A 21,126-nucleotide genomic window follows, 5' to 3' on the forward strand; every position below is an offset into this window, starting at 1 on the left:
TCAGAACGGCGGCGGATCGTCGTCGTCTCCCGACGGCGGGGCGTTACCGAAGATCACCGCGTGACGGGCTCGTCGTTGCGCGCGGTTGCCGGCACGCAGGGCGGCGATGTAGCTGGCGCGGTTCTGGGCCCGACTGGTCTTGCGCCGCGGCATCATCAGGGTGCGATCGCCGGATGGCTCGGTGGCCACCGGCCGGCCCGGCGGCGCCGAGGTGGGTGCCACCAGACTGGGGAAGAGCACGGCGCTGCCCGGTGTGGTGACGAAGATCTGATCGTCGGGCAGCGTCCAGATCACCGTGCCGTCGGCCAATTGCCGGTCGCGCCAGCCCCAGAACGTCTTGAGGATGTGGTGATCGCGGCACAGACATTTCAGATTGCCGGCGTGGGTCGGCCCGTTCGGCCACGGGACGGTGTGGTCGATGTCGCAGCGAGTCGCCGGTTTGTCACAGCCAGGGGCGCGACACGTCAGGTCGCGGGCCCGCACGAAGTCGGCCAGTGCACGGGAGGGCCGGTACCCGCGTTCGGCCGGTGCATCGGTGGGGTGGATCAGCGGGCGAAGCCGTGCCTGCTTGGCCTGATCGGCCACCAGCTCGGCGGGGATCAGCGCATTGGCACCCAACAGGTAGGCCGGTTGGCCACAACGCCCCTCGAGGGTCGCTTCGTCGGCGACGACGTGGATGACAACCGCTCCCGCGCTGGGTCGTTGAGCCGCCGCGCACAGCGATTCACCGCAGCGGCACGCCAAACTGTCGGCGCCCACCGCGAGGGCGCCAAGCGCGTCGGCGCGGCGTTGCGCGACGGTTCGCGGGTCGGCATCGCACACCGACTTGGCCAGGACGTCGAGTCGTTGATCCAGAGCCTGGGCGTCGGTGGCGAACAGTCGCCCCATGAGTTCGGTGCAGCCGTTCTCGGCGTCACCGAAGACCACTTCGCGGTCGCGAGCGCGCTCACGCACCCGTTGCACGGCGTCGGGGTCATGCTTGGCCACAACCCGGTCCACCTCCGAGGCCAGCCGCCCCCTCGTCATCGAGGGCCAGCGGGCGGCCCGCTCGGCCAGTCGGCGGTCGACCTCGACCATGACAGCGTCATCGTCGATGAGGCTGGTGCGGTAAACGATGGTCTGAAACATCTGCATATCGATGTCGCCGGCGATGAAGACGGCCGCAACCGCAGGCAACCGCTTCATCGCCAGCCCGTAGTTCATGTAGCTGCCAGCCTTGGCCAGGCTGATCCGTAGGGCTGCGGCCAGTTCGGCACCGACTGCCGCCCACGTATCTACCGCCCAGTCCTCGCGCTCGCCCCGCTCGAGGCGGCGCAGTTCGAAGAGCTCAGCAACTGCGTTGAGCCGGCGCGCCACCGCCTGGTTCTCGGCGCGCGCTGAGGCGCCGATGCTGGCCAGCAGCGCACGCGATTCGGCCGTGTCGGACGGCTCGAAATAGTCGTGCAGCTGACTCGTTCCGAACATACGTTCGATACTGCCAGGGGGGTCCGACAAGATCGCCACCCGCAGCGCATGCTGGGTCCATGACGACATGGCGTGATGTCCAAGCCGCGGTGCCGGAATTCGCCCGACGGGTCCAGGCGCTGTTCGATAGCCACAAGCACAAGACAATCGCTACGGTGCGCGCCGACGGGTCACCGCGGATATCGGGCATTGAGGCGACCTTCGACGACGGCATGCTCACCTTCGGCTCGATGCCGAAGGCACGCAAAGGTGCCGATCTGCTTGCGGATCCGCGGTTCGCGTTGCACAGCGCGACCGTCGACCCGGTCGAGGGAGCCGAAGCGCAATGGCCGGGCGAGGCGAAGATCTCCGGGCGCGCGATCCCCTCCGACAGTCCCGACAGCGACGTCTTCCACGCCGACATCACCGGGGTCGTGCTCACCCACCTCAACGAACAGGGCACCCTGCTCGTCATCGAATGGTGGACGCCGGCCGGCGGGCTACAGCGAGTCGAGCGCGAGTAGCAGCACCACCTGTCCCGGCGGGTCTGCTCGTGCATGTCAGCTCAAGCGCTCCTTGAGGAACTGCACCACGCGCTTGCGCGCCTCGTAGGCAGGGTGGTTATCCACCTCACGCACCTCCAGCGTCAGCACCGAGTGCGCCATCCGCCCAAAACCATCTTTATTGCCGCGCGAGGAGTCCAGCTCGATGACCTCGAAGGCATCGCCGAGCCGATCCTTGAGGGTCTTGAAGCGCTCCGCGGGCGCCATCGGATCACCACTGAACCGCAGGCCGAGTGCGCACAAGCCATCTTCGGCGGCCCGCTTCTCGATGACCTTCAGCTCCCCCTCGGACAAGCCGGGATCACGCTTCTGCTTGGCGGTCAGCCCGATCGGCACCGACGGCTGGCTGAGCACCGGGGCGAGCACACTGTCGTCCACGGCGGCCGCCAGTGCGAACCCGCCGGAGAAGCACTGCCCGATCACCCCGACGCCCTTGCTGCCGGTCTTGTCCTTCAGGTCGCGCGCCAATGCCCGCAGATAGTGCGATACCGGGCGTTCCTTGTTCGTCGCGAACGCCGCGAACTCCTTGGTCACACACCCGCGCAGTAGGGTCGGCACCGCGCCCGGCGTCATCGCAGGCGCACCCGGCGTCCCGTACAACGACGGAATCGCAACGGTAAAGCCGTTGTCCACCAAGTAATTCCCCAACGCCAGCACCCCAGGATGGGCGCCAGGCATCTCGGGGATGAGCACCACACCGGGGCCCTCACCCTTGCGGTAAACATCGTGGGTGAAACCGGCCGCGGTGAACGGCTCCCGGCTCCATCCGGTGAGATCGGCTTCGGGTCCGGGCATCGACTACTCCTAAGGGCCGGTCGATAGGGGCTGCTGCGTTTGGGTGGCAAGCGCAAGGGTACGGAAGTCATCGCTGTTTCCGGCGCCGGTTATGGCCAATTGAACGGAACCGGCCGGGCTGTCCAGGCGGGCGGTCCACACCGGTTCGGTGCCCTCCCCGCCTTCGTAGACGATCCACTTCACCCCGTCGACGTCTTGGGCACCGGTCGGATACATCGACTGGTGGATGGAGCCCACCAGCGCCTGCTCATCGGCATTGCTCTGGGTGAGGCTGACGTACATCTTGGACGGCGCGATGTAGCCGACGGTCGAGCTGACGGCGCGGACCCGCTGGCCGGTCTTGGGATCGGTCCGTCCTGCTTCGATACCGCCGCGAGCGCCGGAGTTGGCCTGCCAACCCTGCGGCACCTGCGGCAACCGGATCGGGATGCCCAGCGCAACCGCGTCGGCCTTGAGTGCGGCGGGCGCGTCGTAGGACGGCACCGCGCCACCTCCGGGGCCTTTGGGCTGGAACGAACACATGCCGACCAGCCCGGCCAGGACGATGCAGGCCACCACAAGCGGGGCCAGCGACCAGAACATGTCGCGGCCGTCCTGCAGCAGCCTCGGCTTGGCTTCCTTGGGCGCCGGGGTCGCGTGCGGCTCGATGGTCACGCCCGCCAGTATCCCAGGTCTGGACGGCTGGGAGTCTTCTGGGACAATCTCAGCCATGCCAGAAGCCCGTCGCCGTGAAGCACCCGATCGCAACCTCGCTCTGGAACTGGTCAGGGTCACCGAAGCGGGCGCCATGGCCGCCGGCCGCTGGGTAGGCCGGGGTGACAAAGAGGGCGGCGACGGCGCCGCCGTCGACGCCATGCGCCAGTTGGTCAACTCGGTGTCGATGCGCGGCGTCGTGGTCATCGGCGAGGGCGAGAAGGACAACGCCCCGATGCTCTACAACGGCGAGGAAGTCGGCAACGGCGACGGTCCCGACTGCGACTTCGCCGTCGACCCGATCGACGGCACCACCCTGATGGCCAAGGGCATGCCCAACGCCATCTCCGTGCTCGCGGTGGCCGAACGGGGCGCCATGTTCGACCCGTCGGCGGTGTTCTACATGAACAAGATCGCCGCCGGACCCGACGTCGCCGACTTCATTGACATCACCTCGCCGATCGCGGCCAACATCCAGCGCATCGCCAAGGTCCGCAAGGCCTCGGTCTCCGACATCACCGTCTGCATCCTGGACCGGCCCCGGCACACCAAGCTGATGGCCGAGGTCCGTGAGGCCGGCGCCCGGATCCGGCTGATCTCCGACGGTGACGTGGCCGGCGCCATCTCGGCGTGCCGGCCCGAGTCGGGTACCGACCTGCTCGTCGGCATCGGCGGAACCCCGGAGGGCATCATCACCGCCGCGGCCATCCGCTGCATGGGCGGCGAGATTCAGGCGACCCTGGCGCCCAAGGACGACGAGGAACGGCAGAAGGCCATCGACCGGGGCCACAACCTGGACCGGGTGCTGACCACCACCGACCTCGTCTCGGGAGAGAACGTCTTCTTCTGCGCTACCGGCGTCACCGACGGCGACCTGCTCAAGGGCGTGCGGTTCTTCGGTGGCGGCTGCACCACCCAGTCGATCGTCATGCGCTCGAAGTCCGGCACCGTCCGGATGATCGAGGCCTACCACCGGCTTTCCAAGCTCAATGAATACTCCGCGGTGGACTTCACCGGGGACAAGTCCGCGGCCTACCCACTCCCCTAAGAAAGGCATTACATGACCGACTCTGTCGTTGGCAGCGAAGCCGGCGAGGGCGAATACCGCATCGAGCACGACACCATGGGCGAGGTCCGGGTCCCGGCCAAAGCCCTCTGGCGCGCTCAGACACAGCGGGCCGTCGAGAACTTCCCGATCTCCTTCCGCGGCCTAGACCGCAACCAGATTCGCGCCATGGCGCTACTGAAGGCTGCCTGCGCCCAGGTCAACAAGGACCTCGGCAAACTGCCCGCGGAGAAGGCCGACGCCATCATCGCCGCCGCCGGGGAGATCGCCGACGGTCTACACGATGACCAGTTCCCCATCGACGTGTTCCAGACCGGTTCGGGCACCAGCTCCAACATGAACGCCAACGAGGTGATCGCCTCGATCTGCGCACGCGAGGGCGTCACGGTGCACCCCAACGACGACGTGAACATGTCCCAGTCGTCCAATGACACCTTCCCGACCTCCACCCACATCGCGGCCACCGAAGCCGCTGTGCGCCAGCTGATTCCGGCCCTTGAGGTGCTGCACGAGTCGCTCACCAACAAGGCCCGCCAGTGGCGCACAGTCGTCAAGAGTGGACGCACCCACCTGATGGACGCGGTGCCGGTCACGCTGGGCCAGGAGTTCGGCGGTTACGCTCGCCAGGTCGAGGCCGGCATCGAAAGGGTGCGCGCGAGCCTTCCCCGTTTGGGCGAGCTGGCCATCGGCGGCACCGCGGTCGGCACCGGCCTGAATGCCCCCGACGGCTTCGGCGCCAAGGTGGTCGCAGTGCTGGTCGAGCAGACCGGACTGGCCGAATTGCGCACCGCGAAGGACTCTTTCGAGGCCCAGGCCGCCCGCGACGGACTCGTCGAGGCCTCCGGCGCCCTGAAGACCATCGCTGCCTCGCTGACCAAGATCGCCAATGACATCCGGTGGATGGGCTCGGGCCCGCTGACCGGCCTGGCCGAGTTGCACCTGCCCGACCTGCAGCCGGGCAGCTCGATCATGCCGGGCAAGGTCAACCCGGTGCTCCCCGAGGCCGTCACGCAGGTGGCCGCGCAGGTCATCGGCAACGACGCCGCCATCACCGTGGGCGGCCTGTCGGGCGCATTCGAGCTGAACGTCTACATCCCGATGATGGCCCGCAACCTGCTGGAGTCGTTCACGTTGCTGGCCAACGTTTCTCGGCTGTTCGCCGAGCGCTGCATCGACGGCCTGGTGGCCGACGAGGAGCGCCTGCGCCGGCTCGCGGAGTCCTCGCCGTCGATCGTGACGCCGCTGAACTCCGCGATCGGCTACGAAGAGGCCGCCGCCGTCGCCAAGGAAGCGCTCAAGGAGCACAAGACGATTCGGCAGACGGTCATCGACCGCGGCCTGATCGGCGACAAGCTCTCCGAGGAAGAGCTCGACAAGCGCCTCGACGTGCTGGCGATGGCCAAGGTGCGCGACGGCGAGTGAGCGCCTGCGCGAACGAGCCCGGAGCATCTTTGGATGAAGACGGCGACTAGCCATAGCGGCGGATGCCGAGCGGCGCGGTGAGGCTGTGCAACACCAGGCTCAGCGTCACCGCGATGACGCCGGCCTGGGTGAGCAGGTCGGCGTGCTGGATCTCGCCGCGGTCGATCACCAGCAGCCCGAGCACGACGGTGCCGATGCCCCTGGGACCGAACCAGCCGATGAACAGTCGGCTGTAGGCCGGCAGATCGGTGCGGATCAGCGCCACGAGCACCGCCACCAGCCGGATCCCGAACAGCGCCAGAATGCAGAACACCACCACCCGCCAGCTGGCGTGCTGCCAGGCGTCGATCACCGCGAAGGCGCCGAACATGGCGAACACCGTCAGCTCCAGTAGCTGCGCGGTGGCATCCGACACCTGGGTCGCCACTTGCGCATTGCTGCGCCGCGCCACCACCGCGAACGCCAGTCCACCGGTGAAAGCGGCGACGAAACCGCTGGCGTGCACCCGTTCACCGAACTCGAAACAGATCAGTGCCACGGCCACCGTGGCCAGCTGTGCCCAGGTGTCGCTCATCCATTCCTTGCGGCGCGACCACGCGATCAGCCCGGCGCCGAGCAGACCGACCCCGGCACCGAGCACCAGTGAGACCACCTCGGTGCGAAACAGGAACCAGGTCCAGTCGCGGGCCCGCGGATCGGTGTGCGCCGAGGCCACCGCCAGCGCGGCCAGCACCACCGCCAACGCGAACCCGTCGTAGAAACCGCTCTCGACCGACAGTGCGTTGCGCACCCGCTCGGGAATGCGGTGGTCCTCCAGCAGCGCGTCGATCAGCGCGACCTCGGTGGGTGCCACGATCGCGGCCAGGCACATGGCCTCCCACCACGGCAGCACCGGAAGCAGCAGCGCGGCCGTCAGCGTGCTCAGCGCCAGGGTCAGCGGAATGCCGACCACCAGCAGCCGGAAGGTGACATGCCCGCGCCGCAGCACCCGGGCCGGATCGAGTTTGGCCGCCTGGTTGAACAGGATCACCGTCAACGCCAGCTGGGCCAGCACCGTGTAGCCCTGGGTGCCCGGCCCGGCGTCGAGCAGATTGAACCCGAACGGACCGAGCGCCATGCCCAGTCCGACGAAGATCAGCGCCGGCGCGACGTACCACCGGCTCACCAGACCCGACACCACGGCATAGCCGAGAACCAGCAGGGTCAGGACGAACGAGGTGGCGGTATGCAACTAAGAGCCGGCTCTAAGCACCATTGTTGGAGCCGCCGGAATTGGCCCCGGGAATGTCGGTGATCGGAATGTTCGGCATGGGCTTGGGCGACGGGGTGGCCGGCAACGTCGGAATGTCGCTGGCGGGGATGTCCTGCAGCAGGTTGACCGGCGGCCCGTTGTCCCGGGAGCCGTACACACTGCCCGGTGCCCGCGGGCCCAGCAGCTGACTGACGGTGACCAGGTGGTAGCCGTTGGCCTTGAGCACCGGGATGAACTGGTAGACCAGATCCACGGTGGACGAGTAGGTGTCGTGGAAAAGCACCACCGAACCGGGCTTTATCTGGCTCATCAGCATGTAACGGGTGGCCGCCGTGTTGGAGTCGTTCATCCAGTCGAACGGGATGACATCCCACAGGATCGCGGCCAGACCGTACTGGGCGGCGATCTGGTTGACGGCGTCGTCGGTCAGGCCGCCGGCCGGGCGCCACAGCGTGGGTGTCTGCCCGGTGGCGGACTTGATCGCGTCGTTGGCCTTGCTGAACTGGGCGGGGACGTCCTCGATCGGGATCGTCGTCATGTTGGGGTGTTCCCAGGTATGGCTGCCGATCTCCATCCCGGCGTCGGCGACCCGCTTGGCACCGGCCGGGTTGGCCGCCACCTTGTTGCCGATCATGAAGAACGTGGCCTTGGCGTCGGCATCACCCAGGATGCCCAGCAGCCGGTCGGTGTAGGGCGTCGGCCCGTCGTCAAAGGTCAGCGCCACACACTTGACCACCGAACAGTCGACGGTATCGGCCTTGGCCACCTTGACGTGGCCGGTGAATCCACCGACGACGACGACGGCCACGCCCGCGCAGACGCCGATCACGGTCCGCAGATAGGACCAGGACAGGCTGTCGGGTCGGCGCGGCACGCGGGCAAGTTTACCGGCCGCGGCTGACCGGTCCCTGTCCGCGCGGCACCACCGACCGTCTCAGCCACATCGATTCTGCGCTGAGCGCGCGTCCTCAGCCGAAAAATGCACGCTCATCGCAGAGTCGGCGCATTCAACGCAGCGTCGGTATCCGGGCGCCACAACCGCGTCACGGCAGCGCGTTGGGGCTGATCTCCTCCAGCATCTCGGTGACCAGCGCCGCGATCGGCGAGCGCTCGCTGCGCATCAGCGTGATGTGGGCGAACAGCGGATGGCCCTTGAGCTTCTCGATGACCGCCGCGACGCCGTCGTGGCGACCGACGCGCAGGTTGTCGCGCTGGGCCACGTCGTGGGTGAGCACCACCCGCGAGCCACTGCCCAGTCGCGAGAGCACGGTCAGCAGCACGTTGCGTTCCAGCGATTGGGCTTCGTCGACGATCACGAAGGAGTCGTGCAGCGACCGGCCGCGGATGTGGGTCAACGGCAGCACCTCGAGCATGCCGCGAGACTGCACTTCCTCGAGCACGGCCGGGCTCGCCAGCCCTTCGAGGGTGTCGAACACGGCCTGCGCCCAGGGGCCCATCTTGTCGCTCTCGCTGCCGGGCAGGTAGCCCAGCTCCTGCCCGCCGACGGCGTACAGCGGGCGGAACACGACGACCTTGCGCTGGGTGCGCCGCTCGAGCACCGCTTCCAGCCCGGCGCACAGCGCCAGCGCTGACTTGCCGGTGCCGGCCTTGCCGCCCAGCGAAACAATGCCGACCGACTCGTCGAGCAGCAAGTCCAGGGCCACGCGCTGTTCGGCCGACCTTCCCCGGAGGCCGAACACCTCGCGATCCCCGCGTACGAGCTGAATCTTCTTGTCGGCGTTGACCCGGCCCAGCGCGCTCGAGCTGCCACTCAGCAGCCGAACGCCGGTATGGCAGGGCAGGTTACGGGCGTCGGCGAGGTCGATCTCATTCTCAGCGAACAGCGCGTCGATGTCCTCGGTGGCGACGTCGAGTTCGGACATCCCGGTCCAGCCCGAGGTGATCACGTCCTGGGCGTGGTACTCGTCGGCCGACAGGCCCACCGCGCCGGCTTTCACCCGCAACGGAATGTCCTTGCTGACCAACGTGACTGCCTTGCCTTCGGCGGCCAGGTTGGCGGCAACCGTCAGGATCCGCGCGTCGTTGCTCTCGGTCCGGAATCCGGCCGGCAGCACTGCGGGGTCACTGTGGTTCAGTTCGACATGCAGCGTTCCGCCTTGCGTCCCAACGGGAATCGGCTGATCGAGGCGACCATGCTCCAGGCGTAGGTCGTCGAAAAGCCGCAGCGCCTGCCGGGCGAACCAGCCCAGCTCGTGGTGGTGGCGCTTGGCTTCCAGCTCACTGATGACCACGAGCGGTACCACCACTTCGTGTTCGGCGAACCGGGTGCACGCCCACGGGTCGGACAGCAAGACGGAGGTGTCGAGCACATAAGTCCGAATGGGCGACTGCGAATCGATCACTGGGCGCTCCTCAGACCCGCGCGGCCCCGCACGAATCCCTCGGCGGACACTGCGGCACCAGGACCGGGGCCGGTCCTGTCGTAGTCGAAACGAAAGGTGCCGCCCGGACAGCAGAGCATGTCGCTAGCCATCACCAGGGACGCTACTCCGGTCCCCGCCCGCGCGCCCTTCAGGCGCGCCGCCGTGTCAGGCGAGAACGAACTTCGCCAGCACCGACTCGCCGTCGAGGCCCCAGGCCTTGATGCGGTCGGAGACCACCTGGCGCGCGTCGTCGAAGCTGAAGATGCCCGCCTGGGCGACGTTGTGCAGCTTGTCCTGGTACTCGAAGATGTCGCCGCCGACGACACCGAGTCCACCGGCCCGGCGCGCCACCGCGGCGATCGTCGAGTCGCGGTGGGTCTCGAGGCAGTACGCGACGAGGTTGTGGAAGAACGCCTCGTGACGCTCCTCGTCGTTCGCGATCCGGCCGATCAAACCCTTGAGTACCGGCTCCTCGATCTTGGCCTCGAGGTTGCGCAGGAACACCGCATGGGCGCGCTCGTAGAGCGCCATGAACACCAGCGTCTCGATCTGGGTGTAGTTGTCGGCCCGGTAGCCGCGCATGACGTGGGCGACGCGGACGTCCTCGTTGGCGGTCGGGTCGAAGTTGCGGGTCACGACCAGGTACTCGCGGATCGCGATGGCGTGCAGGTTCTCTTCGGCGGTCCACCGGCCCATCCAGCGGCCCCACTTGTCCTCGAGGATGAAGTGCTCCACGAGCTCACGGTGGTATCCGGCGAGGTTGTCCTTGGTGACGAGCATGATCTCGCATGCGTCGACCACGTCGGAGGGCAACGTCACCTGGGAGGGATCCCAGTCCTGGCCGCCGAGGAAGGCGAAGTTCTCACCCTGGTCGAATGGGACGAAATCGTGGGCGTACCACTCGTCGGCAGTCTCCAGAAAACGGGCCAGGTTCTCGGCGACAACCGGCTCAAGTTCGAGGGTCAGCGCGTTGGGGACAGGTAGCTGTGCCATGCGGTAACTGTAACTCACAGACACGGCTGCCGAAAAGTTGGCCGGCCGGCGTTTCGCGCCCCTAGAGCGTCAGCCCTGGATACAGCGGATTGGCCTCCAGCAGTTCGGCGGCCGCCGCGTGCACGCGCTCCGCCGTGCCGTCGGCCAGCGTGTACTTGGCCTTGGAGGCGCCGTCGGCCTCGGTGTTGGACAGCACCTCGACTACCAGCTCGGCGACCCGGTCGAACTCGGCCGGACCGAACCCGCGGGTGGTCAGCGCAGGCGTGCCGAACCGGATGCCGCTGGTGTACCAGGGCCCGTTGGGGTCGGCGGGAATGGCGTTGCGGTTGGTCACCACACCGGAGTCCAGTAGCGCCGATTCCGCCTGGCGCCCGGTGAGCCCGAAGGACTGCACATCGAGCAGCACGAGGTGGTTGTCGGTGCCGCCGGTGACCAGCCGCGCACCGCGCTTGAGCAGACCCTCGGCGAAGGCCTGGGCGTTGTCGGCCACCCGCTGCGCGTAGGCCTGGAACGAGGGCTGGCGGGCCTCGGCCAGCGCGACGGCCTTGGCGGCCATGACGTGCGACAGCGGCCCGCCGAGCACCATCGGGCAGCCCTTGTCGACAGCGGGCGCGTACTCCTCGGTGGCCAGCACCAGTCCGCCGCGCGGACCGCGCAGCGACTTGTGCGTCGTCGTGGTCGTGACGTGGGCGTGCGGCACCGGATCTTCGTCGCCGGTGAAGACCTTGCCGGCAACCAGGCCGGCGAAGTGCGCCATGTCGACCATCAGGGTGGCGCCGACCTCGTCGGCGATCTCACGCATCGTGGCGAAGTTGACCCGGCGCGGATAGGCCGAGTAGCCGGCAACCAGGATCAGCGGTTTGAACTCGCGGGCCACGGCGGCCACGGCGTCGTAGTCGATCAGCCCGGTCTCGGGATCTGTGCCGTAGCTGCGCTGATGGAACATCTTGCCGGAGATGTTGGGCCGGAAGCCGTGGGTGAGGTGGCCGCCGGCGTCCAGCGACATGCCCAGCAGCCGCTGGCTGCCCAGGCGGGCGCGCAGCCGTTCCCATTCGGCTTCCGACAGGTCGTTGACGCCCTTGACCCCGGCATCGGCCAGGGCGGGCGCCTCGACCCGGGTGGCCAGGATGGCCCAGAACGCCACCAGGTTGGCGTCGATCCCGGAGTGCGGCTGGGCGTAGGCGTACGGGGCGCCGAACAGCTCGCGGGCGTGTTCGGCGGCGATGCTCTCGACGGTGTCGACGTTCTGGCAGCCGGCGTAGAACCGGTGCCCGACGGTGCCCTCGGCGTACTTGTCGGACAGCCACGTGCCCATCGTCAACAGCACGGCCGGTGAGGCGTAGTTCTCGCTGGCGATCAGCTTGAGCGAATCCCGTTGATCAGCAAGCTCTTTGGCGGTGGCCGCCGCGATGCGCGGTTCAACCGATTCGATGACCTTTAGTGCCGCGCGGTAGGCCTCGCTGGCGGTGGCGGCGTAGTCGGCGCCCGGGGCGGACACCTGCGTCGAAATCGTCGAGTCTGCGGTCATGGCACAAGCCTATCCGCGTCCGCAGACGACGCGATCAGCGGCGGCGCGCAAACTCTCGAGCCCTGCCGTTGGACATGAGATCGCGAGAACGGTCACCGCTGTTGCACCGTTCGTCCTACCCTGCGGGCGTGGACATCCTCATCATGGTTCTTCTGCTGGGCCTTGCCCTGCTCATCTGGCGGGGGTCCAAGCGCGGACTCATCCTCGGGCTGTGGATCCTGGCCCTCGTGGCGATGGTCGGCCTATTCCGGTTCCACGTCACCTCGCAGCTGGATCTGAGCTTCTGATGAGCGAGGCAGTCCAGGCTGAGCGGGAACCGGTCGCGCAGTCGCCGGCGGAGTCGTCGGCACCCGGTCACGGCATCTGGGGATTGATCACCTTCTGGGGCCTGCACGCCTGGATCCTCGGCTACAGCGTGGTCGTGCTGAGTGCGTTCTACATCCAGTTCGCCTTGGGCGAGTTCCCCTGCCCGCTCTGCATGCTGCAGCGATATGGGATGTTCCTGTCCTCGTTGGGAGCGCTGTTCGTCATCGTGCAGGCCCGCCAGGGCACGTTGACGACCTCCCGCTACGCGCAAGGCCTCGGGCTCGGGCTCCTCGGAGCGCTCGCCGGAGCCTCGGTGTCGACACGCCAGATCGAACTGCACATCGAACCGGGCAACGCCGGCTACGGCGAGCCGATATTGGGGCTGCACCTCTACACCTGGGCCTTCATCACCTTCGTCATCGTGATGATCTATTGCGGCGTCATGTTGGTCCTGATGCCGCTCAGCATCCCCGCGTCGCCACCTTCTCCTAGCCCGCTGCGGCGGATCTCGACGGGCATCATCTGGCTCTTCATCGCGGTCATCGCCGCCAACGTCGTCGCCATCATCTTCCTGGAGGGGTTCGCCTGGGTGCTACCCGACGACCCGACCAGCTACACCCTGATCGACCAGCTAACCGGCAAGTGAGCGCAGCGCCGACGGGATCAGCGGCTCGTCGAGGAGCCGCCCGAACCGCTCGGTCAGCCCCACCCCGGCCGGCCGGTCGTCGAGCCACGTGCGCAGCAGCCGGTACCCCTCGACGTAGGTCGAGGTGTAGGCCCGCCACAGCGGCGAGGACAGGAACCGCAGCATCTGCCGGGCCCGGGTGTCGTTGACCAGCAGCCAGCGCTGCAGGAAGGCGACGACTTCGTCGACGTCGCGGTGCTCGTCGTGCAGCATCAGGGCGGCATCCTGGCGCACGTCTGCCAGCGCGGAGGTCGCTTCCGACAGGGCCTCGGCGCGCTCACCGTCGAACCGCAGGCCCAGGTCGGCGTAGATCTCGGCGGCCCAGTGCCCCCAGCCCGGCCCCACCGCGGCGTGCAGCGCCAAGTCGGCTAGGCCCTCGGCCATCAGACATTGCGGTGTGTTGACCAGGAAGATGGTCTGCTCTTGCTGGTCCTGGCCCGCCACCAGACCGGCCTCCTTGCGGCAGTGCTCGGTGTGGTGCCCGGGGTAGGCCTCGTGGGCGACCAGCCGAGGCAGGTTCGCCATCTGCTGTTTGAGGTCGGCGTTGACCGCCACCGTGGAGCGGTAGTTGCCCTCGTAGTAGTTGAACCCCGACCATGGCTTGTCGGTGACGACCTCGTAGACGATCGTCTCGGCGTCCGGCAGTGGGTAGGTGATGCGCACCGTGTCGCGCAGGGCGCTGGAGAAGGCGTGGATGCACTCCTCGAGACGCTCCGGCGGGATCTCGTCGGCACGGCGATGGGCTTCCATGCGCTCGACCAACGGGCCGGCCCCACCGAGCACCTCGTCGATGCGGGCATGCGCGGCCCGGTAGCGCTCCTCGTCCCCCCGGCTGATCTCGACGTCGAAGTAGTTGCGCACCTCGTCGACGAAGCCCACCGGCTCGCCGGCGAACTTGCGCGCCGAGAAGGCCAACGCGCGCAGGTGCGCGCCGATGAAGTCGGCACGCTGATCGGTGAAGCCCGTGGACTGGGCGGGGTCGCGCGGGACATTCGGCAATTCCGCCAGCAACCGATCGGCCTGCCGGGCCAGTTCGGCGGGGTCGGGGGCGGGTTCGTCGGCGACGGCACGCCGCAGTTCAGGATCGCCGGTGAAGGAGTCGACGTAACCCTCCTCGATGCGGTCGAACCGCAAGCCGAGCGTCAGGTAGTCGCGGATAAGGGTGCCGGGCTGCATGGGAACCAAGCTAACTGCAAGACTGGCACCATGGCGCGGCTGAGTGAACCCAGCCCTTATGTGGAGTTCGACCGGAGTCAATGGCGTTCACTGCGCATGTCGACCCCGTTGAAGCTCACCGAGGACGAACTGGTTGGGCTGCGTGGGCTTGGCGAACAGATCGACCTGCTGGAGGTCGAAGAGGTCTACCTGCCGCTGGCCCGGCTGATCCACCTGCAGGTGGCCGCCCGCCAACGGTTGTTCGCCGCCACCGCCGAATTCCTGGGCGAATCGGCTGGCGAGCAGCAGCAGAACCCGAACCGGCCGGTGCCGTTCATCATCGGGGTGGCAGGCAGTGTGGCCGTCGGCAAGTCGACCACCGCGCGCGTGCTGCAGGCGCTGCTGGCCCGCTGGGAGCATCACCCCCGCGTCGACCTGGTGACCACCGACGGCTTCCTCTACCCCAACGCCGAGCTGAGCCGTCGGAACCTCATGCACCGCAAGGGTTTTCCGGAGAGCTACAACCGTCGCGCGCTGATGCGGTTCGTCACGTCAGTGAAGTCGGGTGCCGATCAGGTATGTGCCCCGGTCTACTCCCACCTGATCTACGACATCGTCCCCGGCGAAAAACACGTCGTCACCCACCCGGACATTCTCATCCTCGAGGGACTCAACGTCTTACAGACCGGGCCGACGCTGATGGTCTCGGACCTGTTCGACTTCTCGGTGTATGTCGACGCACGCATCGAGGACATCGAGAAGTGGTACATCGACCGGTTCCTGGCCATGCGCGCCGGCGCGTTCGCCAACCCGGCGTCGCACTTCCACCACTACGCGGGCCTGACCGACAACCAGGCTGTTGCCGCCGCCCGCGACATCTGGAGCTCCATCAACCGGCCGAACCTGATCGAGAACATCCTGCCGACCCGGCCACGCGCCACCCTGGTGTTGCGCAAGGACGCCGATCACTCCATCAACCGGCTGCGCCTGCGCAAGCTCTAGTTGGTCGGCACCCCGGTCAGGGGGTTGAGCCGCAACACCGGCAGCGGAAACGAGGATTCGGCTTCCACGGCCTCGGGGTGGTCGTAGAGACCCACCGTGTAGACACCCGCGGAGTAGACCGTGATCGGCAGGTGGTGGGCGAAGACCCGGAACTTGACCGGCACTCCGGGGTTGTCGGGCCACTGCCAGGCGAACTCCAGCAAGCCCACCCGCTCCCCTTCTGGAGACTTAGCGATGATGAAGCGGCGCGGCTCGTAGTCGGTCCCACCCGCGGTGTGCACCGCCAGGACCAGCGGAACGGTGATCTGAGCGGGCAAACTCTCCACATAGCAGCTGGTCATCGGGAAGCCTTCAGCGGCAACCCCGCCGGCTTCTTCCAGTACTGCCTTACGTGATGCCGCGAATGCGTCGACCTGCATGACGGACAACACTAGCGGTGGTCGGCTTCCCGAGCGGCAGAAGGTCTGGCTTCCGTGTGCCGACACCGTCAGAAGTTGCGCCCAGCAGGGCTAGCGCCTGATCCGTCGCGCCCCGAGGTATTGCAGATCGGCGAATACCAGGGTGTACAGGCCGCTGGCCAGCGTCAGCACCACTCCAGCGGTAGTGAGGTCGACCGGCCGGGCCAGCACCACGATCACCGCCGCGACGGTGAACAGCAAATTGGCGATCATGGTCGCGACGCCGGCCGGGCGCACCCGTTCCAGCCCGGCGGCCAGGAACACGGCGGTCGCGTACGCGACGAACCCGGCGCCGATGCTGTATTCGACGACCTTCGAGTAGCCGGTGAAACCGGACAGCGGTCCGGCGGCCGCAATCAAACCGATGCCGCATAGCCCGGACAAGATGGCATCGGCACGCATGGCCAGTCGCAGCAGAGAATCCGGCGCGGTGCGGGTGGAGGACAGAGTGGTCATGGGACGGTCCTTTCGTGGTGCTGAAGGCGAAGCCGGTGTGGGGCGGGAGTCACGCCAGACGGCGCACTCCGAGGTACTGCAAGACCGCGAACACGGCGGTGTAGCCCGCACTGGCCAAGGCCGTGACGACGCCGGCCCCGGTCAGCGGCAACACCTCGGCCATCGCGACCGCGGCGAACGCGACCGTGCCGATGGCGTTGAACCACACCAGGCCCGTCCCGACCCGCCGAACGTCGGGCATGGCGGCCAGCGCGTAGACGCCGAGCCCGTACAGCACGAAGGTCGCGCCGACGAGGTACTCCTGAGCCGCGGTCAGGCCGGTTAGATCGGCCAGCGGGTCGGCCATGGCCGCGATACCCAGTCCCAGTACGCCGGTGAGCGTGGCGTCCAGGCGCATGGCGAAGCGCAGCAGTGAGTCGGTGGAATCCGACAGTGGTCGGGCTCTGGTGACGATGGCGGTCATGATGAGCGGCTCCTCTATGAGCGTGGGATCTGACACCCTCGAGACTGCTCAACAGGCACTGCCAAATCGACGCCCCACGCTGCCAACTACTGCCAAGCGCAGGTCAGCGACGATGCGGGCGCGGAACGAGCCCGAGGAGGAGCCGACCCGCCCAGGTCAGGTCAGCGACGATGCGGGCGCCGGCTGGGAACGCAGGTTCGTGGCAATCAGCCGGGCAGCGGCGTTCTGCCAGTTGTGCAGCGACCGTTGCGGCACCTCGGTGACTAACCACTGCCAGGCCTGCCGGGCGACCGGGTCCAGGCCGGCGGCGGTGGCGTTCTGCGCGTAGGCGCGCACCCCGACCACGTAGGGGAAGTACAGCGAGTTGTAGTACCGCCAGTGTTCGGTGGTGCCGAATTCGCCGCCGTCGCGCGGCTTGAGTCGGGCGATGTGATCGGCCAGCAATGCCTTGAGCTCGTTGGCCCGCTCCAGCGGCTGGTCGGGTGCGCCGCGAGCGGTCAGCCGCTCGTCGATCACTGGCAGTTGGGTCAGCGGGCTGGCGACCAGTTTGGACAGATCGCCGTAATGGCCCAACGCGCGGCGAGTCAGCCGGGCAAAGGTGTCGTCGTCCACGTCGTCCAATGGGTTGGGCGATACCAGCGGCAACGCCGCCTCGGTGCTGCGCAGTGCGGCGCGGTCGGCGCGCAGCCGCGGCGAGCGCGAGAAGGCCAGCCGGTCGAGCAGACCGGCCAGCGGATCAGCCAGCACGTTGATGGCGATCGCGACGGCCAGGCTGGTGAACAGCAGCACGATCAATGCGGTGCGTCCTGGCCCGTCGGCGCCGGTGACCCCCATCGCGATGAGCGCCTGCCCACCGAACAGCACGGCCACCACCGAGGTCCCGACGAAGGAGCGCCGCATGTCGGCGCGCAGGGCCTGACCCTCGTCGAAGGCGTCCCACAGCGCGACGGCCACGCCCAGCAGCAGCACATCGAATCCCGTCGACGCCAAGGCAAGCCAGCTCGGTACCAGGCCCAGCGGGATCACCAGGATCGCGTTGCCCAACGCGAAGAACAACGTCGCGATGATCACCACCCCGGCCACCCGCACCGGCTGCGACGGTCGGCGCACGGCCGCCACCATCGCCCCCAGCGTCGAGGTCGAGATCACCGCGAACATCACCCAATGCCCGGCGCGCAGCGGTCCTTCGACGCTGCCTGCCATGCCCGCGCCAACTACGGTCAGCGCGGCGACGACACCGACCAGCGTCAGTTCGGTAGCCCGACCGCGCCAGGTGTCGCCGGGCCGGGCGAGTTCGAGGACAACGGCGAACCACGCCACCCCGGGCACCGCGACCAGATAAATCTCGACCTGGCTCAGCAGCTCGGCATGGGCGGGACTGACCAGCCGCACCGCGTCCAGCGCCACTACCACCGCGAATCCGCACAACCCGACGGCAGCCAAGGCCAGCACCGGCTTTCGCGGATCACGCGCCAGCAGGTACAGGCCCAGCCACCAGCTCAGCGTGAAGACCACCGCCGACAGCGCAGCCATAGGTCCAGTGTGACATGCGAGAAATCCCGGCGTGCGGAAGTGTTGTCCGCGTCAATATCCGATGGTTAGGGTTTGCTGATTGGGGTCGGGTCCGGGGTGTGTCGTGGTGTCCGTCTTCGATTCACGTTCGTGTAGCACCGATCCCGAGGACGCCCAATCATGAGCTCAGCGCACGTTCCCTCGCCCGCCCAGCGGGTCTACTCCGTCGGCCGCATCGGCGGACTGGCGGTGGCGTTGGGTGTGGGGTTGGCGATCGCGAGCCTGCCCGCCACCGCCCAGGCTGACAGTGGCTCGACGGGGGGCTCGACAGGGGGCTCGACGGGGGGCTCGGCGCGGCAGCACTCGGCGCATTCGGCGTCTTCGTCCACGCCAGGCCGGTCGCACTCGGCGGCGCGCGCCGCCACGGGTACCCCCCGCACCCGCCAGTATGTTGCGAGCACCCGATCTCGAGCCGGGGCCACGACATTCTCGAGCGCACGCACCGACACCACGCCGGTGGCGCCACAATCCCTCCCACTGGACTTGGCCCTCGCCGCCTACAGCCGCCGCGAGATCAGCCGCGCGACGGCCGCCACCACCGCGGCGGTCACCACTAACCCGGTCGCCGATTTCATCGCCATCTTCGTCGGCGACGGCACCGCCGAGCATCCCGACGCCGGACTGCTCGTCGGCAACGGTTTCACCTACACCGCGACCACCTGCACCAGCGGGCTGGCCTGCACCGGTGGACGGGCCGGCCTCCTCGCCGGTAATGGCGGCGGCGGCTTCAATGGCGGCAACGGCGGATCAGCCGGACTGTTCGGCAACGGCGGGGTCGGCGGTGCCGGCGTCATCACAGTGGCCAACGGCGCCGGCGGCACCGGTGGCTCCGGCGGACTGCTCCACGGTGACGGCGGCGGAGGCGGCCAGGGGGCTGCCGGGGTAGCGGGGACCAACAACGGCACCGGCGGCGCCGGCGGAGCCGGCGGCAACACCGGCCTGCTGTCCTGGATCAGCACCGCCGGTTCAGGTGGCGACGGCGGGCAGGGCGCGGCGGGGTCCGCGGGCACCGCCATCACCGCAGGAGGGGCGGGCGGCACCGGCGGCGCAGCGGGTTCGGGTGGCAGCGCCGGGCTGCTCTCCCTGTTCAGCAATGGCGGCAGCGGCGGTGCCGGTGGCGGCGGCGGTACGGGAGGTTCCGGTGGTGCAGGGGCCGACGGGGCCGCCGGCACAGCCGGCCAGAATGGGGCCAACGGCAGCAACGGAACCAACGGCGGCAACGGTGGAGCAGGCGGCGCTGGCGGCGATGCCGGGCGGGGCTCCATCCTCGCCGGAAGGGCCGGCGGCAACGGCAGCGGCGGGTCCGGCGGCGCCGGAGGTGACGCGGGAACACCGGGTGACGGGGGCCATGGCGGCGACGGCGACGCCACCACGAAGACGGGTGGCAACGGCGGCAACGGCGGTAATCCCGGAGCGGTCGGGCTCGGCGCCGTGGGCGGCCGTGCGGGTGCCGGCGGCACCAGCGGCACTGCGGGGACGACGGGTTCCAACGGCAACCCGGTCACCGGCCCGGTCGGTAATGGTGGCGACGGCGGCCATGGCTGGGACGCGACAACCTCGAGCAGCGACGGCGGCGCCGGTGGCGCGGGCGGTGACGGCGGCAGCGAAGGCAACGGTGGTACCGGCGGCGCGGGCGGCGACGCGGCCGACGGTGTGGGCGGGTCGGGCGGAGCGGGCGGCGCGTCGTCGGCCCATACCGGAGTCCGCGACGTCACCGGCGGAACCGGAGGGGCCGGTGGGACAGGAAGCACCGTGGGTGGTCAGGGCGGAGTCGGCGGCACCGCCGTCAACGTCACCGGCGGAACCTCCACGGGAGGCACCGGTGGCGCCGGTGGTACCGGGCCCACCGGCGGTGACGGCGGGAAGGGCGGCGACGTCCGCAACTCCGGGACCGGCACGATCATCGGCGGCACCGGAGGCGCCGGCGGTGCCGGCACGGCCGGCGCGGGTGGCACCGGTGGAACCGGCGGTCACGCCGATATCGGCAACGACGGCTCCACCACGGCTGCAGTCGGCGGCACCGGCGGCACCGGCGGCGCCGGCACCACCGGAGGCGGCACGGGAGGAACCGGCGGCAGCGCCTTTACCAGTGCTCAAGGGACTGTCACCGGCGGCGCCGGCGGTCAGGGTGGCGACAACTCGGGTGGTGTCGGCGGCACGGGCGGCACGGGCGGCCAGGTCCTTCTCTCGGCTCAGCAGTCGCAGGCGAACGCCGTCGGCGGCGCGGGCGGCACGGGCGGTGGCGGTAGCACCACCGGCGGAACCGGCGGAACCGGCGGCGAGGCAACCGTTGCCCAAGTCGGCTCGACGGGCAATGCCGTCGGCGGGGCCGGCGGAACGGGCGGCAGCGGCCCGAACGGTGGGGCCGGTGGAGTTGGTGGCATCGGTGTCAACTACAGCACCGGCACGGGCACCGGCGGGGTCGGTGGTGCGGGCGCTGCCGGCAGCAATGCCGGCGGCGCAGGCGGAAACGGCGGGGAAGGCCAAACCCTGGATGGCGGTCTCGCGACCGGCGGCAGAGGTGGAACCGGCGGAACCGGCGGAACCGGCACCGGTGGTGTCGGCGGAATGGGCGGTTTCGGACTGACGTCCAATGCGCCGGGTACCGCCGTTGGAGGCCTGGGTGGCGATGGCGGCGACGGCGCTTCCGGCGGCGATGGCGGTGCCGGCGGCGTCGGGCAAACCGACGCGGGTGGCACCTCCACCGGCGGCACCGGCGGCAACGGCGGCAACGCCACCGTCGCGGGCGGCAACGGCGGCGACGGCGGCGACGGCGGCGACGCGACTGCCCTCCAAGGCGGTAGCACCGCCGGGGGCCAAGGCGGCAATCCCGGCACCGGACTGGCGCCCGGGGTGAACGGTCAACCGGGCCAGCCCGGCAGCCCCTAGG

At 68.8% G+C, this 21,126-nt stretch carries 20 protein-coding genes; 7 read left to right on the forward strand and 13 right to left on the reverse strand.

Annotation, left to right across the window (positions count from 1 at the left end):
• Positions 1–1,464 carry an HNH endonuclease signature motif containing protein gene (locus ADBZ9K_RS10780; protein WP_526620128.1) on the reverse strand — a complete coding sequence of 488 codons (1,464 nt, stop codon included), beginning with the start codon at positions 1,462–1,464 and terminating at the stop codon, positions 1–3.
• 59 nt (positions 1,465–1,523) lie between these two features.
• Between ADBZ9K_RS10780 and ADBZ9K_RS10785 the strand changes: the two genes are divergently transcribed.
• Entirely contained in the window at positions 1,524–1,967 is a 444-nt protein-coding gene (locus tag ADBZ9K_RS10785; protein ID WP_526620130.1) for a pyridoxamine 5'-phosphate oxidase family protein, read from the forward strand.
• Between the two features lie 36 nt (positions 1,968–2,003).
• Here the strand turns inward: ADBZ9K_RS10785 and ADBZ9K_RS10790 are convergent, their stop codons facing one another.
• Positions 2,004–2,801 (reverse strand): dienelactone hydrolase family protein, encoded by a 798-nt coding sequence (locus ADBZ9K_RS10790; RefSeq protein ID WP_526620132.1) that lies wholly within the window; start codon positions 2,799–2,801, stop codon positions 2,004–2,006.
• Between the two features lie 9 nt (positions 2,802–2,810).
• Positions 2,811–3,455 carry a DUF4245 family protein gene (locus ADBZ9K_RS10795; RefSeq protein WP_526620134.1) on the reverse strand — a complete coding sequence of 215 codons (645 nt, stop codon included), beginning with the start codon at positions 3,453–3,455 and terminating at the stop codon, positions 2,811–2,813.
• A gap of 55 nt (positions 3,456–3,510) precedes the next feature.
• On the opposite strand from ADBZ9K_RS10795, the gene glpX reads away from it, so the two are divergent.
• Positions 3,511–4,542, forward strand: coding sequence for a class II fructose-bisphosphatase (gene glpX / locus ADBZ9K_RS10800; RefSeq protein WP_526620136.1), 1,032 nt, complete (start codon positions 3,511–3,513; stop codon positions 4,540–4,542).
• Between the two features lie 12 nt (positions 4,543–4,554).
• The gene (locus tag ADBZ9K_RS10805; RefSeq protein ID WP_526620138.1) at positions 4,555–5,982 is read left to right on the forward strand and encodes a class II fumarate hydratase; all 1,428 of its coding nucleotides are present in this window, start codon (positions 4,555–4,557) and stop codon (positions 5,980–5,982) included.
• A 46-nt stretch (positions 5,983–6,028) separates the two neighbouring features.
• Here ADBZ9K_RS10805 and ADBZ9K_RS10810 read toward each other — a convergent pair whose 3' ends face one another.
• From ADBZ9K_RS10810 to ADBZ9K_RS10830, 5 genes are all read right to left on the reverse strand, one after another.
• Positions 6,029–7,213, reverse strand: a complete 1,185-nt coding sequence (locus ADBZ9K_RS10810; RefSeq protein WP_526620140.1) for a cation:proton antiporter domain-containing protein — start codon at positions 7,211–7,213, stop codon at positions 6,029–6,031.
• 13 nt (positions 7,214–7,226) lie between these two features.
• Positions 7,227–8,108, reverse strand: coding sequence for a polysaccharide deacetylase family protein (locus ADBZ9K_RS10815; protein WP_526620142.1), 882 nt, complete (start codon positions 8,106–8,108; stop codon positions 7,227–7,229).
• Positions 8,109–8,277: 169 nt separating this feature from the next.
• A complete protein-coding gene (gene phoH2 / locus ADBZ9K_RS10820) occupies positions 8,278–9,576 on the reverse strand; it encodes an RNA 5'-3' helicase PhoH2 (RefSeq protein ID WP_526620908.1) in 1,299 nt (432 codons plus the stop codon).
• A gap of 207 nt (positions 9,577–9,783) precedes the next feature.
• Positions 9,784–10,611: an acyl-ACP desaturase gene (locus tag ADBZ9K_RS10825; protein ID WP_526620144.1), complete on the reverse strand. Its 828-nt coding sequence runs from the start codon at positions 10,609–10,611 to the stop codon at positions 9,784–9,786.
• 61 nt (positions 10,612–10,672) lie between these two features.
• Entirely contained in the window at positions 10,673–12,139 is a 1,467-nt protein-coding gene (locus ADBZ9K_RS10830; RefSeq protein ID WP_526620146.1) for a glycine hydroxymethyltransferase, read from the reverse strand.
• Positions 12,140–12,267: 128 nt separating this feature from the next.
• Here ADBZ9K_RS10830 and ADBZ9K_RS10835 point away from each other — a divergent pair, with 128 nt between their 5' ends.
• A complete protein-coding gene (locus ADBZ9K_RS10835) occupies positions 12,268–12,426 on the forward strand; it encodes a DUF5993 family protein (RefSeq protein ID WP_526620148.1) in 159 nt (52 codons plus the stop codon).
• The gene (locus tag ADBZ9K_RS10840) at positions 12,426–13,091 is read left to right on the forward strand and encodes a disulfide bond formation protein B (RefSeq protein ID WP_526620150.1); all 666 of its coding nucleotides are present in this window, start codon (positions 12,426–12,428) and stop codon (positions 13,089–13,091) included. The genes ADBZ9K_RS10835 and ADBZ9K_RS10840 overlap by 1 nt, the downstream gene beginning before the upstream one ends.
• Here ADBZ9K_RS10840 and ADBZ9K_RS10845 read toward each other — a convergent pair.
• Entirely contained in the window at positions 13,077–14,306 is a 1,230-nt protein-coding gene (locus ADBZ9K_RS10845; RefSeq protein WP_526620151.1) for a DUF885 domain-containing protein, read from the reverse strand. The genes ADBZ9K_RS10840 and ADBZ9K_RS10845 overlap by 15 nt on opposite strands.
• Before the next feature lie 30 nt (positions 14,307–14,336).
• Between ADBZ9K_RS10845 and coaA the strand changes: the two genes are divergently transcribed.
• A complete protein-coding gene (gene coaA, locus ADBZ9K_RS10850) occupies positions 14,337–15,287 on the forward strand; it encodes a type I pantothenate kinase (RefSeq protein ID WP_526620153.1) in 951 nt (316 codons plus the stop codon).
• On the opposite strand, the gene ADBZ9K_RS10855 is transcribed toward coaA, so the two are convergent.
• The 4 genes from ADBZ9K_RS10855 to ADBZ9K_RS10870 form a co-directional block, all read right to left on the reverse strand.
• Positions 15,284–15,706 carry a hypothetical protein gene (locus tag ADBZ9K_RS10855; RefSeq protein ID WP_526620155.1) on the reverse strand — a complete coding sequence of 141 codons (423 nt, stop codon included), beginning with the start codon at positions 15,704–15,706 and terminating at the stop codon, positions 15,284–15,286. The two genes, coaA and ADBZ9K_RS10855, sit on opposite strands and share 4 nt — an antisense overlap.
• Positions 15,707–15,796: 90 nt before the next feature.
• Positions 15,797–16,201, reverse strand: a complete 405-nt coding sequence (locus tag ADBZ9K_RS10860) for a hypothetical protein (RefSeq protein ID WP_526620157.1) — start codon at positions 16,199–16,201, stop codon at positions 15,797–15,799.
• A gap of 49 nt (positions 16,202–16,250) precedes the next feature.
• Positions 16,251–16,664, reverse strand: coding sequence for a hypothetical protein (locus tag ADBZ9K_RS10865; RefSeq protein ID WP_526620158.1), 414 nt, complete (start codon positions 16,662–16,664; stop codon positions 16,251–16,253).
• Positions 16,665–16,820: 156 nt separating this feature from the next.
• On the reverse strand, positions 16,821–18,197 hold the full coding sequence (locus tag ADBZ9K_RS10870) for a hypothetical protein (RefSeq protein ID WP_526620159.1): 1,377 nt from the start codon (positions 18,195–18,197) through the stop codon (positions 16,821–16,823).
• Positions 18,198–18,356: 159 nt separating this feature from the next.
• On the opposite strand from ADBZ9K_RS10870, the gene ADBZ9K_RS10875 reads away from it, so the two are divergent.
• Positions 18,357–21,125, forward strand: a complete 2,769-nt coding sequence (locus ADBZ9K_RS10875) for a PE family protein (protein WP_526620161.1) — start codon at positions 18,357–18,359, stop codon at positions 21,123–21,125.
• The last annotated feature ends 1 nt before the right edge of the window (position 21,126 follow it).

Source organism: Mycobacterium sp. (assembly GCF_965229265.1).
In the GTDB taxonomy this organism is placed as follows: domain Bacteria; phylum Actinomycetota; class Actinomycetes; order Mycobacteriales; family Mycobacteriaceae; genus Mycobacterium.

Coding starts and splice junctions, on each gene's coding strand:
- ADBZ9K_RS10855 (WP_526620155.1), bottom strand. CDS start 15,706: ATGCAGGTCGACGCATTCGCGGCATCACGTAAGGCAGTACTGGAAGAA.
- glpX (WP_526620136.1), top strand. CDS start 3,511: ATGCCAGAAGCCCGTCGCCGTGAAGCACCCGATCGCAACCTCGCTCTG.
- ADBZ9K_RS10825 (WP_526620144.1), bottom strand. CDS start 10,611: ATGGCACAGCTACCTGTCCCCAACGCGCTGACCCTCGAACTTGAGCCG.
- ADBZ9K_RS10865 (WP_526620158.1), bottom strand. CDS start 16,664: ATGACCGCCATCGTCACCAGAGCCCGACCACTGTCGGATTCCACCGAC.
- ADBZ9K_RS10845 (WP_526620151.1), bottom strand. CDS start 14,306: ATGCAGCCCGGCACCCTTATCCGCGACTACCTGACGCTCGGCTTGCGG.
- ADBZ9K_RS10805 (WP_526620138.1), top strand. CDS start 4,555: ATGACCGACTCTGTCGTTGGCAGCGAAGCCGGCGAGGGCGAATACCGC.
- ADBZ9K_RS10830 (WP_526620146.1), bottom strand. CDS start 12,139: ATGACCGCAGACTCGACGATTTCGACGCAGGTGTCCGCCCCGGGCGCC.
- ADBZ9K_RS10790 (WP_526620132.1), bottom strand. CDS start 2,801: ATGCCCGGACCCGAAGCCGATCTCACCGGATGGAGCCGGGAGCCGTTC.
- ADBZ9K_RS10840 (WP_526620150.1), top strand. CDS start 12,426: ATGAGCGAGGCAGTCCAGGCTGAGCGGGAACCGGTCGCGCAGTCGCCG.
- ADBZ9K_RS10860 (WP_526620157.1), bottom strand. CDS start 16,201: ATGACCACTCTGTCCTCCACCCGCACCGCGCCGGATTCTCTGCTGCGA.
- ADBZ9K_RS10875 (WP_526620161.1), top strand. CDS start 18,357: ATGAGCTCAGCGCACGTTCCCTCGCCCGCCCAGCGGGTCTACTCCGTC.
- ADBZ9K_RS10785 (WP_526620130.1), top strand. CDS start 1,524: ATGACGACATGGCGTGATGTCCAAGCCGCGGTGCCGGAATTCGCCCGA.
- coaA (WP_526620153.1), top strand. CDS start 14,337: ATGGCGCGGCTGAGTGAACCCAGCCCTTATGTGGAGTTCGACCGGAGT.
- ADBZ9K_RS10870 (WP_526620159.1), bottom strand. CDS start 18,197: ATGGCTGCGCTGTCGGCGGTGGTCTTCACGCTGAGCTGGTGGCTGGGC.
- ADBZ9K_RS10780 (WP_526620128.1), bottom strand. CDS start 1,464: ATGTTCGGAACGAGTCAGCTGCACGACTATTTCGAGCCGTCCGACACG.